The 15,079-nt window shown below is 29.2% G+C and carries 12 protein-coding genes; 6 read left to right on the top strand and 6 right to left on the bottom strand.

What is annotated here, in order from left to right:
* Positions 1-226: 226 nt before the first annotated feature.
* The 3 genes from lysA to ACFQ1U_RS01850 form a co-directional block, all read right to left on the bottom strand.
* Positions 227-1,429 (bottom strand): diaminopimelate decarboxylase, encoded by a 1,203-nt coding sequence (gene lysA / locus ACFQ1U_RS01860; RefSeq protein WP_386104718.1) that lies wholly within the window; start codon positions 1,427-1,429, stop codon positions 227-229.
* A 278-nt stretch (positions 1,430-1,707) separates the two neighbouring features.
* Complete coding sequence (pepT, locus tag ACFQ1U_RS01855) at positions 1,708-2,949, bottom strand: peptidase T (protein ID WP_386104716.1); 1,242 nt, start codon at positions 2,947-2,949, stop codon at positions 1,708-1,710.
* 60 nt (positions 2,950-3,009) lie between these two features.
* Positions 3,010-4,080 (bottom strand): DUF3810 domain-containing protein, encoded by a 1,071-nt coding sequence (locus ACFQ1U_RS01850; protein ID WP_386104714.1) that lies wholly within the window; start codon positions 4,078-4,080, stop codon positions 3,010-3,012.
* Positions 4,081-4,203: 123 nt separating this feature from the next.
* Here ACFQ1U_RS01850 and dnaB point away from each other — a divergent pair, with 123 nt between their 5' ends.
* Both dnaB and ACFQ1U_RS01840 read left to right on the top strand, forming a co-directional pair.
* Positions 4,204-5,724 (top strand): replicative DNA helicase, encoded by a 1,521-nt coding sequence (gene dnaB, locus ACFQ1U_RS01845; protein ID WP_386104712.1) that lies wholly within the window; start codon positions 4,204-4,206, stop codon positions 5,722-5,724.
* 183 nt (positions 5,725-5,907) lie between these two features.
* Positions 5,908-7,092 carry an asparagine synthetase B gene (locus tag ACFQ1U_RS01840; RefSeq protein ID WP_386104852.1) on the top strand — a complete coding sequence of 395 codons (1,185 nt, stop codon included), beginning with the start codon at positions 5,908-5,910 and terminating at the stop codon, positions 7,090-7,092.
* Here ACFQ1U_RS01840 and ACFQ1U_RS01835 read toward each other — a convergent pair.
* Positions 7,089-8,759 (bottom strand): helix-turn-helix domain-containing protein, encoded by a 1,671-nt coding sequence (locus ACFQ1U_RS01835; RefSeq protein ID WP_386104710.1) that lies wholly within the window; start codon positions 8,757-8,759, stop codon positions 7,089-7,091. The two genes, ACFQ1U_RS01840 and ACFQ1U_RS01835, sit on opposite strands and share 4 nt — an antisense overlap.
* A gap of 263 nt (positions 8,760-9,022) precedes the next feature.
* The gene (locus tag ACFQ1U_RS01830) at positions 9,023-10,231 is read right to left on the bottom strand and encodes a hypothetical protein (protein WP_386104708.1); all 1,209 of its coding nucleotides are present in this window, start codon (positions 10,229-10,231) and stop codon (positions 9,023-9,025) included.
* A 153-nt stretch (positions 10,232-10,384) separates the two neighbouring features.
* On the opposite strand from ACFQ1U_RS01830, the gene ACFQ1U_RS01825 reads away from it, so the two are divergent.
* Both ACFQ1U_RS01825 and bshA read left to right on the top strand, forming a co-directional pair.
* Positions 10,385-11,230, top strand: a complete 846-nt coding sequence (locus tag ACFQ1U_RS01825; protein WP_386104706.1) for a transketolase — start codon at positions 10,385-10,387, stop codon at positions 11,228-11,230.
* Between the two features lie 102 nt (positions 11,231-11,332).
* Positions 11,333-12,460 (top strand): N-acetyl-alpha-D-glucosaminyl L-malate synthase BshA, encoded by a 1,128-nt coding sequence (bshA, locus tag ACFQ1U_RS01820; protein WP_386104704.1) that lies wholly within the window; start codon positions 11,333-11,335, stop codon positions 12,458-12,460.
* On the opposite strand, the gene aroB is transcribed toward bshA, so the two are convergent.
* A complete protein-coding gene (gene aroB / locus ACFQ1U_RS01815; RefSeq protein ID WP_386104702.1) occupies positions 12,448-13,506 on the bottom strand; it encodes a 3-dehydroquinate synthase in 1,059 nt (352 codons plus the stop codon). The two genes, bshA and aroB, sit on opposite strands and share 13 nt — an antisense overlap.
* 99 nt (positions 13,507-13,605) lie before the next feature.
* Between aroB and ACFQ1U_RS01810 the strand changes: the two genes are divergently transcribed.
* Positions 13,606-14,769: a proline dehydrogenase family protein gene (locus ACFQ1U_RS01810; RefSeq protein WP_386104699.1), complete on the top strand. Its 1,164-nt coding sequence runs from the start codon at positions 13,606-13,608 to the stop codon at positions 14,767-14,769.
* Positions 14,769-15,074: an LETM1 domain-containing protein gene (locus ACFQ1U_RS01805; RefSeq protein WP_386104696.1), complete on the top strand. Its 306-nt coding sequence runs from the start codon at positions 14,769-14,771 to the stop codon at positions 15,072-15,074. Before ACFQ1U_RS01810 ends, ACFQ1U_RS01805 begins: the two co-directional genes overlap by 1 nt.
* Positions 15,075-15,079: the final 5 nt, after the last annotated feature.

Here is a 15,079-nt window from a genome sequence, read left to right as displayed (position 1 = left end):
AATTAATAGTTTATAAAAAACCACTCTTTAAGAGTGGTTTTTTCGTTTAAATAATATTTTTAATAGTTAAAAAGGGGATTTTCCTCTGTGAATATTGGTTTAAGTATCAGATATTTGTAGTGTTAATAAAGAATAAGGGGACTTTATTAAACTTTATTTTAATATGATCTTTTGGGGATTGGATTATATTAGAAAAACTCTGGCTTAGCGGCCAGAGTTTCTTTTTTTAAATAACAATATCTTGATTTCTTATAATGTCTTCAAAAGTTTCACGTTTACGTATTAAATAATCTTTTCCGTCATGAATCATAACTTCGGCAGGTCTATACCTTGAATTATAGTTTGACGCCATTGAAAAACAATACGCACCAGCGTTGTAAAAACATAAAACATCTTCTTCACGTATTTCATTTATTCGTCTATTAGATCCAAAAGTATCTGTTTCACATATATACCCTACAATACTGTAAAAACGTTCTCTACCTTTTGGATTTGAGATGTTTTCTATTTTATGATAAGCATTATAAAACATTGGTCTTATTAAGTGATTTAAACCACTATCAATACCAGCAAATACAGTTGAAGTTGTTTGTTTAATTACATTTACTTTGGCTAAAAAATATCCAGACTGGCTTACCAAATACTTACCGGGTTCAAACATTAAGGTTAAATCTTTTCCATATTCTTTACAGAAATCATTAAATCTTTTACTAAGTTTTTTACCTAAATCAGAAATATTGGTTTGTATATCTCCTTCTTTATAAGGTACTTTAAAACCACTACCAAAATCAATAAACTCGATGTTTTTAAAATTTTTAGCAACATCAAAAAGTATTTCAGTAGCCATTAAAAAAGTATCAATATCTAAAATATCAGAACCTGTATGCATGTGAATTCCATTTATATGCATACCTGTATTTTCTACTACTCTTTTAATATGTGGAACTTGATGTATAGAAATACCAAATTTAGAATCTATATGACCAACAGAAATTTTACTATTTCCTCCTGCCATAATATGTGGGTTAATTCTAATACAAACAGGAATTTTAGGATGCTTTTGTCCAAATAATTCTAGTATAGATAAATTATCAATATTAATTTGTACACCTAGTTTAGCAACATCTTCTATTTCTTTTAAAGACACACCATTTGGGGTATAAATTATATCTTTTGGATCAAATCCAGCTAACAATCCTAGCTGAACTTCCTGAATAGAAACTGTGTCTAAACCACTACCTAACTGTTTAAAAACCTTTAATATATTAACATTTGATAAAGCTTTTACTGCGTAGTTAATTTTTACATTTTTAACTTTAGAAAAAGCGGTAGTAATGTTGTTATATTGATTTTTAATAGTATCTGTGTTGTACACATACAAAGGTCCACCATATTTATTGGTAAGCTCTAAAAGTTGATTTCTATCCATTTTATACTTATAAATTTTATCCAAAAGTATATAATGAATAAACGTTATAAAATTGTTTGAAAAATTATAACGAATGTGTAGAACCTTATAAAAAATTACACATTAGTTTACTATTTAGGGTATTTTTCCCCTCAAAAAGCATTGAAATTATATGCATATTTGTTGTGAAATAAAGATAAGGGGCTTTATTTTATTTGTGATATTGCTTTTAAGGGGTAGGTAATATCATAAAACCCTGGCTTAGGCCAGGGTTTTACTTTTTAAAAAGAATACTTCTCTTATTTTGCGAATTTAGTAGCTACTTTTTGGGCAATTCCAACTATTACCTCTGTAGCTTTTAAAATACTTTCTACAGGAACATATTCATAACGGCCGTGAAAATTATGTCCTCCAGCAAATATGTTAGGACATGGTAAACCTTTATAAGATAATTGAGAACCGTCTGTACCACCTCTAATTGGTTTAATTAATGGTGTAATACCAAGGTCTTTCATTACTTCTTCTGCAATATCTACAATATGCATTACTGGCTCAACTTTTTCTCTCATATTGAAATATTGATCTTTTATTTCAATTTCAATGGCTTCTTTACCTAATTTTTCATTAATATTTTTAGCAGCTGTTAACATGGTTTCTTTTCTTTTTTGAAATAAATCCATGTCATGATCTCTAATAATATATTTTAATACCGTTTGTTCAACTTTACCTTCCATAGTGTGTAAATGGAAAAAACCTTCATATCCAGATGTTTTTTCTGGTACCTCATTTGCTGGTAATGCATTAATAAAATCACTTGCTATGGTCATAGAATTTACCATTTTACCTTTTGCGTAGCCAGGATGTACAATTTTTCCGTTAATAGTTACTACGGCACCAGCAGCATTAAAGTTTTCATATTCTAATTCTCCAATTTGACTGCCATCCATTGTATAAGCCCACTCAGCACCAAATTTATCCACATCAAATAAATGTGCACCTTTACCAACTTCTTCGTCAGGAGTGAAGCAGATTCTGATTTTTCCGTGTTTAATTTCAGGATTCTGGATTAAATATTCCATTGCAGATACTATTTCTGTAACCCCTGCTTTATCATCAGCTCCTAATAAAGTTGTACCATCAGTAGTAATTAAGGTTTGACCTTTGTATTGAAGTAGATCTTCAAAATAAGATGGGGATAAAATAATATCTTCTTCTTTATTTAAAATGATATCTTCTCCATTATAATTCTCATGAATTTGAGGTTTTACATTAGCACCAGTAAAATCTGGACTAGTATCTATATGTGCTACAAAGCCTATAGTTGGTACTTCATAGTCTAAATTACTTGGCAAAGTAGCCATTAAGTAACAGTTTTTATCTAATTCTACGTCTTCTAAACCAATTTCTTTTAACTCTTTTTCAAGAACTTTTGCTAAATTCCATTGCTTTTCTGTACTAGGAAAAGCTGGATTATTTGGGTCAGATTCTGTATCAATAGTAACGTATTTTATAAATCTATCGGTAATATGCTGCTTGTTCATTGTGTGTTTTTATTTGATTTCAAAAATAGCCATTTCATTATTAAATAGTAAATACAAATCCTATAATTGTTGATTTCTGTAAGCTATTAATAAATCAACTACATAACTGTATGAAGCTATTCCGTTTTTTTGATTATTTGCTTTTAAATAGGAGTTATATCCTTTTTTTATATAGGGTTCAATTGGGTTTTTATAAGCCTTCCAAAAAGAATTGTTTAATGAAAAGTCTTTTAGAATACCTTTGTTAACCTTTGCTAGAACTTCTTTATATTTTTCAGGATTACGTTTTCTTAGTTCTCCAATACAATAAGCAAAAACCATTCGATAGCCAGAATAATTAAAATAAACATCATTGCTAAATGAAGTAGCTAAAAAGGCAATAAAATTAGCTTCATTTTCTGCAGACCAACCTAATTGATGTGCTATTTCATGACAAGCTGTAGCAGCATAACCTTGTTTAGGTATTTTAGCATTTACTTGTGCTTCATTAGTAATAGGATTAAGATAGCCAGAGGTTCCGTTGTAGGATTGTAATGTGCTAACTAATGAGTTTTTAACAGAGGGATATTGGTAATTAAATTGTGGATATTTATTGGCTAATAATTTATAAGCTTCAGAGGCTTTACTATAAATTTCTTTTCTGCTATAAGGTACCTTAATAATTATTGAATCATTATTTGTGATAGATAAATGAATAGTGTTTAATTTTTCTACAACCCAATTTGTCGTAGTTTCTAGTTCAGCAGTTGTATAGCTTCCATGTGTAAGCTTGATATTTTTAGATAATGGTTCTCTAAAATAGTTCAGCCCCCAAAAAAAATAAAAACAGAAATAAAGTAGGCTTGCAAAAGAAATTAACTTTAAAAAAATATTAATCGTGTTTTTAAACTTATTTTTTATAAGTTTATAAGCTTTTTTTAAAAATATGATAATGAGTGTTATACCTAGTAAATCACCAAAAGAAAATGGTAGCCAACCAAGTAATATTCTCAATAAAGAAGCTATGTAAGGGTAAATACCAGTAGCGTAGTACGTTTCTATAAAACGAGGTTTTGTACTTAAAAAATTTACGATTACAATTTGTAAAGGAAGAGTCAAAGCAAAAAATAAATACTTTTTAGAAACGTTCATTATATAAAAAATATGGTAAAAAATTTATCAACAAGTTTATAACAATAATATTCAAAAAATAGTTGATAAAGAAATTAAAAAACCCTTCTATAAAATTAAACCTAATAATTTACTTTTGCGGCTATGGAGAGAACACAATCGGTTAAAGGAAAAAAAATAGACAGAGCTCGTATCATCAGTCTTGAAAAAGGAAAATTGCCACCACAAGCTTTAGAATTAGAAGAAGCGGTTTTAGGTGCCATGATGATAGACAAGAAAGGGATTGATGAAGTAATTGATATTTTACATCCTGATGCTTTTTATGATAAGCGTCATCAAGAAATTTATGCAGCTATTTACGCATTGTTTCAAAACTCAGAACCTATTGACTTATTATCTGTATCTAATCAATTAAAAAAAGAAGGAAAGTTAGAGATAGCAGGAGGAGATTTTTATTTAATTGGTTTAACCCAAAAAGTAGCTTCTTCTGCACATATTGAGTTTCACTCTAGAATCATTCTTCAAAAATATATTCAAAGAAGATTAATTACAATATCATCAGAAATTATAGAAAATGCTTATGATGAAACTACCGATGTTTTTGATTTGTTAGATGATGCTGAAGGAAAGCTTTTTGAAGTAACTCAAGGAAACCTTAAGAAAGGAGCAGAAAACGCACAATCGCTTGTTCAACAGGCAATTAATAAGATTCAAGACATATCTAATCAAGAAGGAATGAGTGGTTTAGCTACTGGTTTTACTAAGTTAGATGCGTTAACTTCTGGATGGCAACCAACCGATTTAATTATTATTGCTGCTCGTCCTGGTATGGGTAAAACAGCATTTGTAATTTCTATGGCAAAAAACATGGCAATTGATTTTGGTCATCCTGTTGCATTGTTTTCGTTAGAGATGTCTTCTGTTCAGTTAATAACCCGTATGATTTCTTCAGAAACGGGCTTAACTTCAGAAAAATTAAGAAAAGGAAACCTAGAACCTCATGAGTGGGAGCAACTTAACGTAAAAGTTAAAAAATTATCAGATGCGCCTATTTATATAGATGATACACCAGCACTTTCTATTTTTGATTTAAGAGCTAAAGCTAGAAGGTTAGTTTCACAGCATGGTGTAAGAATTTTAGTTATTGATTACTTACAGTTAATGACAGCCGGTGGTGCAGGAGGTAACCGTGAACAAGAGATATCTACAATTTCTCGAAACTTAAAGGCATTAGCTAAAGAATTAGATGTGCCTGTAATAGCCTTATCTCAGTTATCACGTGCCGTAGAAACGCGTGGAGGAAGTAAACGACCTTTATTATCCGATCTTCGTGAATCTGGAGCGATTGAGCAAGATGCCGATATTGTATCATTTATTTATCGTCCAGAATACTATGGTATGACAGAATGGGATGATGATGACCATTCACCATGTGAAGGACAAGGAGAATTTATTGTAGCAAAACACCGTAATGGTGGTTTAGAAAATATTCGATTAAAGTTTACAGGACATTTAGCTAAATTCTCTGATTTAGAAGAAAGTTTTAGTAGTGAATTTCAATCTAGTATGAATAATTTTTCTGATGAAATTTCTTCTAACAATTTTGCTTCACCAGAAGACGCTTTTGGTCCAGCCGATACTGGAGGAGATGATGTTCCTTTTTAATCAATAATTTTAATAGGATATCTAAAATTTTATAACCAATTAAAAATTGGACAGAAAAATAAATTAATACACAATTACCCAAAGTAATTGTGTATTTTAGTTTTTACTATGAATAAATTAACTGTAACACTTCTGTTTGTATTAATTTCTAAAATAACATGGGCAACATTTATTTATGTACCTATGAGTAATGATACTCAAAAAAATCATTTAAAAGCTTACGGAATAGTTTATTATGCTTTAGAAAATGGTTTAAAAGCAAAATGGCTATTGAATTATGATGGTGGTGCTTTTTTAATAGAAAATAACGAGGATGTAATTAGAGAATGTAAAGTTAGGGGTGTTTCCTATGATGTGATTTCAGATGCTAAATCCGCTTTAATTTTAGAAGAAATTTCATCACCCTCTAAAAATCAAGAAGCTGTAACTCTAGAAAAAGCACCTAAAATAGCAGTCTATTCACCAAAAGATAAGATGCCTTGGGATGACGCTGTTACCATGGTACTTACTTATGCAGAAATTCCTTTTGACGTTATTTATGACGAAGAGGTATTAAATGATAAATTAATTCTTTACGAATGGTTGCATTTGCATCATGAGGATTTTACTGGTCAGTATGGAAGGTTTTACGGTTCTTTTAGAACTGCGCCTTGGTATATTCAACAAAAAAAGGATGCTGAAGCATTGGCTAAAAAGTTAGGTTATGCTAAAGTATCTGAAGAAAAAAGAGATGTAGCCAAAAAGATTAGAGATTATGTTGTTGGTGGTGGATTTATGTTTGCTATGTGTTCGGCAACAGATAGTTTTGATATTGCATTATCTGCCGATGGTGTAGATATTTGTGAAGCGATGTTTGATGGTGATGCATCGGAGGTTAATTATCAGTCTAAATTAAACTTTACAAATTCTTTTGCGTTTACAGATTTTGAATTGATTAGAAATCCTACTACTTATGAATTTTCGAGTATTGATATGACTCGTAAAAGAAGAATTCAAAAAGAATCTGACTATTTTGTATTGAATGATTTTTCTGCCAAATGGGATCAAGTTCCAACCATGCTTTGTCAAAATCATACACAAGTTGTAAAAGGATTTATGGGACAAACTACTTCTTTTGATAGCAAACATATAAAATCAACAGTTATGATTTTAGGTGAAAATAAAACTAACGGTGAAGCCAGATATATTCATGGAACCAAAGGAAAAGGAATGTTTACTTTTTACGGTGGTCACGATCCTGAAGATTATCAGCATAGAGTCGGAGACCCTAAAACAGAGTTAGATTTACATCCAACTTCCCCAGGTTATCGTTTGATTTTAAACAATGTATTATTTCCAGCCGCAAAAAAGAAAAAACAGAAAACTTAAGATTTTTCATTTAATTGTTTAATAAAATAAGAAGGTTTTAAATTGGTAAACTTATAAAAAGCTTTTGAGAATGATTCAGGATTTTTAAAACCTACTTCAGAAGCAATGGCTTTAATGGTGTATTTTCGTAAAAGAGTATCTTTTTTTAATTGATTTACAGCATAAGAAATTCGTAATTGATTTACATAGTTGCTAAATGACTGATTTTTAGTTTGATTAATTACTTTAGATAAATAATTAGAATTAGTATTAAAATCATCCGCTAATGATTTTAAATTGAGGTTCTTATTTAAAAAAGAATTATTTTTTTCAAATTCAATTAACTTTTGAGATAAATCTTGAACAATTTCTTCAGAAAGGGATGTTGAAGAGTTTTTAATATTTTCGGTTTGAGCTAATTTTTCTTGATTTACAATTTTTAAGAACTGTTTTTTATATTTTTTCTTTCTATAGATTTGATATAATAGAACGCTAATTACTATTAATATTGAAATAGCATACCAAAGTTTATTAAATAGTGCTTCTTGTTTAAGTTTTGCTACAATTTTATTTCGTTCTTCAATGAGTTTAGGTTTGTCGTAGTTTTCAGAGAGATTTTTAGTTATTTGTTGGACATTCAAATAATCTGTTTCTTTAAATTTAATTAGTTTATTGGTATAGTATAATTGTTTTTTTAAGTTTTTTTTATTTTTATAATATATAATTAAAGAGTTAAATACACTTTCTAACTTAGGGTTATTAATTTTGTAAATATTATGTAAAGAATCTGCTAGTAAATTAAATTTTAATGAAGCTAATTTGTTATTTGTTTTATTATGACTGTAACCTAGCATACAATAAGCATCAATTAAATTTTTATAGTTTTTATCTGCTTTTATATTTTTAATAGAACTATTTAAGTCAATAATCGTTTTATGAAAATTTTTAGATTCATAGTTTATTTTTGCTCTAATAAAACTTATTATATTGATGAAAACACTATAGTCAATCTTTTTAAATAAATTATAAGCTTTGTTATTGTATATGTGAGCAGAGTCATATTGTTTCAACTTCATATATCTCAAAGGTATATTAATTTGTAATGAAGCAAAAAGATTATTTTTATGGAAGTTGTTACATCTTAATATATATTTATTAGCACTTTTCATTAATTGTAAGGCTTCATTTTCTTTTCCTATATCACTTTTACAAAATGCTATATAAATTTTAGTTAATGCTTCTAAACTATCATTTTTATATTTACTCAGTATCTTTTTAGCCTTTAAAGCATCAAGTAAAGATTTACTTGTTTTATTTTTTTGTAAAAAATATTCCGATCTATCGAGAAGTATGTTAATTGCTATTTTCTTATTCTTTGTTTTCTCAAAAAAATCAATTGCTAAATTTCCTGCTTTATTAATAAAGACATCATTATTTGTTTGTAATGACAAAAATTTATTTCCGTAATAAATTTTAAGGGTATCTTTATCAGCTATACTTTTTTTAATATAAGCTAAGGCAAATTTTTTTCCATTTCCTGATGTTCCATAATTATCATAAAACCCATTTGATAATTCATCATAACTTAGTTTTATAAGAGAGTCTTTTTTTATATCATTTTGAGAATAAGTAATTTTAAAAAAGATAAAAAATAACAAGTTTAATATGTAAAAAGAATAGGGTTTCATCAATTATTTTAAAAGTAAAGGCACAAAACTAGTGTTTTTTTACAAAAAAACTAAAGTGGTTTTTTGTCTGATTTTTAGCGTCATACATATTTTTTATAACCTTGTTTTCATGAATGTTGGGTATAATGTGTTGTGTGAAAAGAGGAATAGTTATTTATTTGAACAACGAAAAAGAGTATCAAAATTGTTTAAATTGCTTCGGTGGGAAAATTAATGACTAAGAAAAAACAAAAGACCAATTTTATTGGTCTTTTGTTTTTCTATTAATATTCAGAAAATTGCTTCCAAAATGATTCCGGTGTTTCTTTGTTTTTTAAAGCTGTTTCAATTTTTTCATTCTCATATTGTTCAAAAGGAATTTCTTTTACATTTTCAAGTTCATGATCAAAAAGCCTACTTTTAACAATAAAATTTCTATTTATTTTTTTTCCACTGTTGTAATGATAATTTTTAAAAGTCTTATTTACAAAAGTGCTAGCATAGTATTTACCGTCGATTTTTGTGTTAAATAGCGCAGTTTTTTCATCTTTAATTAATATTGATGATAATTTCTTTGATATTTTTTTACTGTTGGTAAATAAATCCATTTCGTTACCCGTAAGCATTGTTTCCCATTTTTCGACAACTTTAGCTATAGAAAAATCTTTTTTCCTAATAAATACAGTTCCAAAGTATGAAGTTGGATATGTTTTATTAGTAAAGTTCCAATTTTTTTTATCAGTTTTAAATGCAATAATGTAGTACTCATCATTCTTTTCAGAATCTGAGGTTACATATGATATTTCAAACTTTTTATGTTTTCTTTTATGTAAAATATTAGCGTATTGTATAGGGTTTTCTCTAAAAGCAAAAAGTTGAGAGGTGTATTGAAAATGATTCTTTTTAGGCTCAACAATCCAATGTAATTTATCTAGTGCAAGCGTAGAAATATAATCTTGATGATACCCTAAATTACATTCATTCGCTAGTAATTCTAATTCAAAAAAAGTTTTAAAGTTGTCATTAGATGTAACTTTACTATATCGTTTGTAATTATGAAGACTTGTAGGGTGATTCTTTTTAATTTTTTTAATAGTCTCCAATAGTACAGATTCAGGACTTCTTTTTCCTGCAATTATTACTTCATCTAAGGTATTAAAAATAGGGTCAATATATACAGTGTTTTTAAGACGTTTAAGTGGTACTTTAAAAGTTTCTATATCAATACCGCTAAAAGTTATAGTATCGTTTAAATGTGTTTCTAAATATGGGAATTCAATTTCTCCATGATCATTAGTCACTCTAAAAATTCCTCTTTTTTCGTTACTAATATTAACAAATGGTAGTATTTCTGATGTTTTTTTATGTTTGGTAGTAATAGGTTTATATTGATAAGTTGTTTGTTCAGATTGTTGATTTGTTTTTTTTGTAGAAAAGTTTTGAGCCGAAATAGATGCAGATACCAACAAGCTAAAAAGTAATAGTTTTTTCATAGTTTTATGTAATTAATTGTCAGTACAATACTATAGCAGTCGTCTAAAAAAGGTTGTTAATAAAAACCAAATTAACAATACTTTATAAAGTTTAAGTTTTTTTTAATTCTCTAAGTTGATTTTGTACATTTGCTCGCATAAACAAAACATAAAATGCCAACAACACAACAATTACAAGATTTTACACAACAAGTTCGTAGAGATATCTTACGAATGGTTCATGCCGTTAATTCTGGACACCCTGGAGGTTCTTTAGGTTGCGCCGAGTTTTTTACTTGTTTGTACCAAGAGGTAATGGATTATTCTACAGAATTTACGATGGATGGTAAAAATGAAGATTTATTCTTTTTATCAAACGGGCATATTTCACCAGTTTATTACAGTACATTAGCACGTAGTGGTTTCTTTCCTGTTGAAGAATTAGCAACATTTAGAAAGTTAGATTCTCGTTTACAAGGTCACCCAACTACTCATGAAGATTTACCAGGTATCAGAATTGCCTCTGGATCTTTAGGGCAAGGGATGAGTGTGGCTATTGGTGCTGCCGAAGCTAAAAAGCTTAATAATGATGATAAATTGGTATATTCATTACATGGAGATGGTGAATTACAAGAAGGTCAAATTTGGGAAGCTGCTATGTATGCTGCTGCCAAAAAAGTTGATAACTTAATATCTACTGTTGATGTTAATGAAAAACAAATTGACGGAACAACCGATGAAGTTTTAGCAATGGGTAGCCTAAAACAAAAGTTTGAAGCTTTTGGTTGGGATGTTTTAGAAGTTAAAGAAGGAAATAATGTAGAGGCTGTTTTAGCTGGTTTAGCAGAAGCTAAACAAAGATCAGGTAAAGGCAAGCCAGTATGTGTTTTATTATACACAGAAATGGGTAATGGAGTTGACTTTATGATGCATACACATGCTTGGCATGGAAAAGCACCTAATGATGAGCAATTAGCTAGTGCATTAGAACAAAACCCTGCAACTTTAGGTGATTACTAATAATCAAAATAAAATTATAATAACGCTGTTACGAAAGTAATAGCGTTTATTTTTTAGGAGTATAATTTTTTTACGACTAAGCTTATATCAAAATCAAAATACATGAAAATAGGGATTGTTTGTTACCCAACATTTGGAGGTAGTGGAGTAGTAGCTACAGAATTAGGAATGGCTTTGGCAGATAAAGGTCATGAAGTACACTTTATTACTTATAACCAACCTGTTAGGTTAGATTTTATTTCTCACAATTTACATTTTCATGAAGTAGTTTTAGAAGAATACCCGCTTTTTCAATACCAACCTTATGAATTAGCCTTATCAAGCAAAATGGTTGAAGTGGTAAGAAAATATCAGCTAGATGTTTTACACGTTCATTATGCAATTCCGCATGCCTATGCAGCTTATATGGCTAAAAAAATGTTAGCAGAAAAAGGAATTAACATTCGTGTAGTAACAACATTACATGGTACAGATATAACTCTTGTTGGAAGTCATCCAACTTATAAAACGGCGGTTGAATTCAGTATTAATAAATCAGATGTGGTTACAGCAGTTTCAGAGAGTTTACGAAAAGACACTTTACGTTTATTTACTATTGAAAATGATATTGATGTTGTTTACAACTTTATAGATGCTTCTAAGTATAATATTCAACAACATGAAGGATGCCAAAGAGCAGCACTAGCAAAGCCAAATGAAAGAGTATTAACTCATGTTAGTAATTTCAGACCAGTTAAAAGAGCGGAAGACGTTGTTAAAGTGTTTTATGAAGTACAAAAAGAAATTCCTTCAAAGTTATTAATGGTGGGCGATGGACCAGACAGAAAAAAGGCTGAAAACCTTGTTAAAGAGCTTGATATTAAAGACAAAGTTTTATTTTTAGGTAATAGTAATGAAGTAGCAAAAATTTTATGTTATTCAGATGTCTTTTTATTACCATCTGCTACAGAAAGTTTTGGTTTAGCAGCATTAGAGGCTATGGCGGCTAGTACAGCTGTAATTTCATCTAATAGGGGAGGATTACCTGAGGTTAATATTCATGGAGAAACAGGATATTTAAGTGAACTAGGTGATATAGATGATATGGCAAAAAATGCTATCAGTCTATTAAAAGATGACAGCATTTTAAACCAATTTAAGGCAAATGCACTAAAAAGAACAAAAGTTTTTTCTTTAGAAACTATTTTACCTCAATATGAAAAACTATATGAAAGTTGTTATGCTAAATAATAGTTTAAGCTGTCTATAATTTCATTAGGAGTAGCCCTACAATCTAATTGAAAGTTTTCATAATCGTTTAATAAAACAAAGTTAACCTCACCGTTAACATTCTTTTTATCATGTTTTAAATACTCCATGATTGATGAATAATCATCTGAAGTAAAATCAATTTTTCCATAAATTTCTAGAATAGCATTTTTTACAAAGGTTACATGTTCCATCGGCATATTTAATATGACGTTAGATAAGTAACTTTCACATACCATTCCAATAGCAATTGCCTCACCATGTGTTAAGCTTTCTTTTTCAGAACTATCTAAAAAATAACTCTCAATAGCATGACCAATTGTATGACCAAAATTTAAAACTTTTCGAATATTTTTTTCAGTAGGATCCTCTAAAACAACATTGTTTTTTATCTTAACCGATTCGTAAATCAAATCCTTGATATCCAGTTTTTTATTGTTGTTTATTTCATTAAATAGTTTAATATCAAAAGTTAATCCGTATTTAATGATTTCAGCGGTTCCGGATCTAATTTCTCTGGCAGATAATGTATGTAAATATTCAGGATCTACAATTACCATTTCAGGATTAGCAAATAAACCAATTTGATTTTTTAGAACTCCTAAATCAATACCTGTTTTTCCTCCAACAGAAGCGTCAACCATAGATAATAAAGTGGTAGGAATATTAATAAAATCAATTCCTCGTTTAAAAGTAGAAGCAACAAAACCACCTAAATCAGTAATTACTCCACCTCCCAAAGTGATTAGCAAACTTTTTCTATCGGCACCTAATTCTGTCATTGCATTCCAAACACCAACACAAGTTTCTAAGTTTTTAAATTCTTCACCGGCATCAATTTGTATAACTTCCATGCTATTATTGGTGGCAAAATTTTGCATAAATCTTGGATAGCAACAATCCAATGTATTATCATCAACCAATAAAAAGATTGATGAGTAATTTTTACTAGTAACAAAATCGGTTAGTTTTTGGTAAGCTTCATCGTAAAAATGAACAGGATAAGTTGCTGCTTGTATTGTTTTCATTTGCTAAAAATTTAAGCGAAAATAAATAGAAATTATTAAAATATTTAAACCGCTAAACTTATATTTGTTGGCTATATTGAAATTTGAAATTAACATTCAATGAATCTTTTTGAAAATACTGAAATAGCTTTTAAATTAAAGTCTGATTCTGAGTTAGAAAGAGCTTATTTTTTGTTCCGATTAATTCAAAGTCAGCCAATGGTTAAAATTGGTACTGCAGTTACTAATTTTGCATTAAAAGCGCATTTGCCCGTAGAGGGTTTAATCCGATCTACGGTTTTTGATCACTTTTGTGGTGGTGTTACCGAAGAAGACTGTTTACCTAAGATTGAAAAAATGTATGAAGAAGGTAATGTATGCAGTGTTTTAGACTATTCTGTAGAAGGAAAAGAAGAAGAAGCTAGTTTTGATGAAGCTTTAGAAAAAATTATAAAAATTGTTCAATTTTCCGAAGAAAAAAAATCAATTCCATTTGCTGTATTCAAACCAACAGGTTTTGGTCGCTTTGCTTTATATCAAAAAATAGGAGAAGGTAAAGAGTTAACAGAAAAAGAACAAGCAGAGTGGCAACGCGTAAAAGACCGTTTTCACAAAGTTTGTAAATTGGCTAAAGACAAAGATGTTCCGTTACTAATTGATGCCGAAGAAAGCTGGATGCAAGATGCAGCTGATGATTTAGTTGAAGAATTGATGGCTACTTACAATAAAGACAAAGCTATTGTTTTTAATACGCTACAAATGTATCGTCATGATAGAATGGAGTATTTAAAAGAACTTCATCAAAAAGCTTATCAAAAAGGTTTTCATATTGGTATGAAGGTTGTTCGTGGTGCTTACATGGAAAAAGAAAGAGCTAGAGCAGAGGAAAAAGGATATCCATCACCAATTTGTAAAGACAAATACACTACAGATCAAAATTATAACGAGGCAATTCGTTACATGATGGAACATAAAAATATGGCAATTTTTGCAGGAACTCATAATGAAGAAAGTTCATTTTTATTAATGCAATTAGCCAAGCAATACAACATTGCAAAAGACGATATTAGAATGTGGTTTGGTCAACTTTATGGTATGAGTGATCATATTAGTTTTAATTTAGCTGAAGATGGCTATAACGTTGCAAAATATGTTCCTTTTGGACCTGTTAGAGATGTTATGCCGTATTTAATTAGAAGAGCTGAAGAAAACACTTCTGTAGAAGGGCAAACATCAAGAGAATTAGTTTTGATAAAAACCGAAAAACAACGTCGTAAATTATAATGACATCTGTAGAGGAAATAAAATTATTACTACAAAAAAATAAAGCTCGGTTTTTACAAGAGCTTCAAGAAAGTAAAGAATTAATTTTTTTGCTAAAAAAATCTATTACTACCTCACTAACAGATGAAGAAAAGAAAAAGGTAAAAGAACAAACATTAGATATTTGTAAAGGTATTCCAGCTTTTACAGTTTTTATGTTACCAGGAGGGGCACTTTTGTTACCTTTGCTTATAAAATTGATTCCCACAATTTTACCTAGTTCTTTTAGAGAAGATAATTCAGATAAATTTAATAACCCAGAGTAATATTT

The sequence above is a fragment of the Tenacibaculum geojense genome, assembly GCF_042676005.1.
Classification (GTDB): Bacteria; Bacteroidota; Bacteroidia; order Flavobacteriales; family Flavobacteriaceae; genus Polaribacter; species Polaribacter geojense.
Note: the sequence above shows the minus strand (reverse complement) of the source record. Positions and strands in the feature narration are given on the sequence as shown.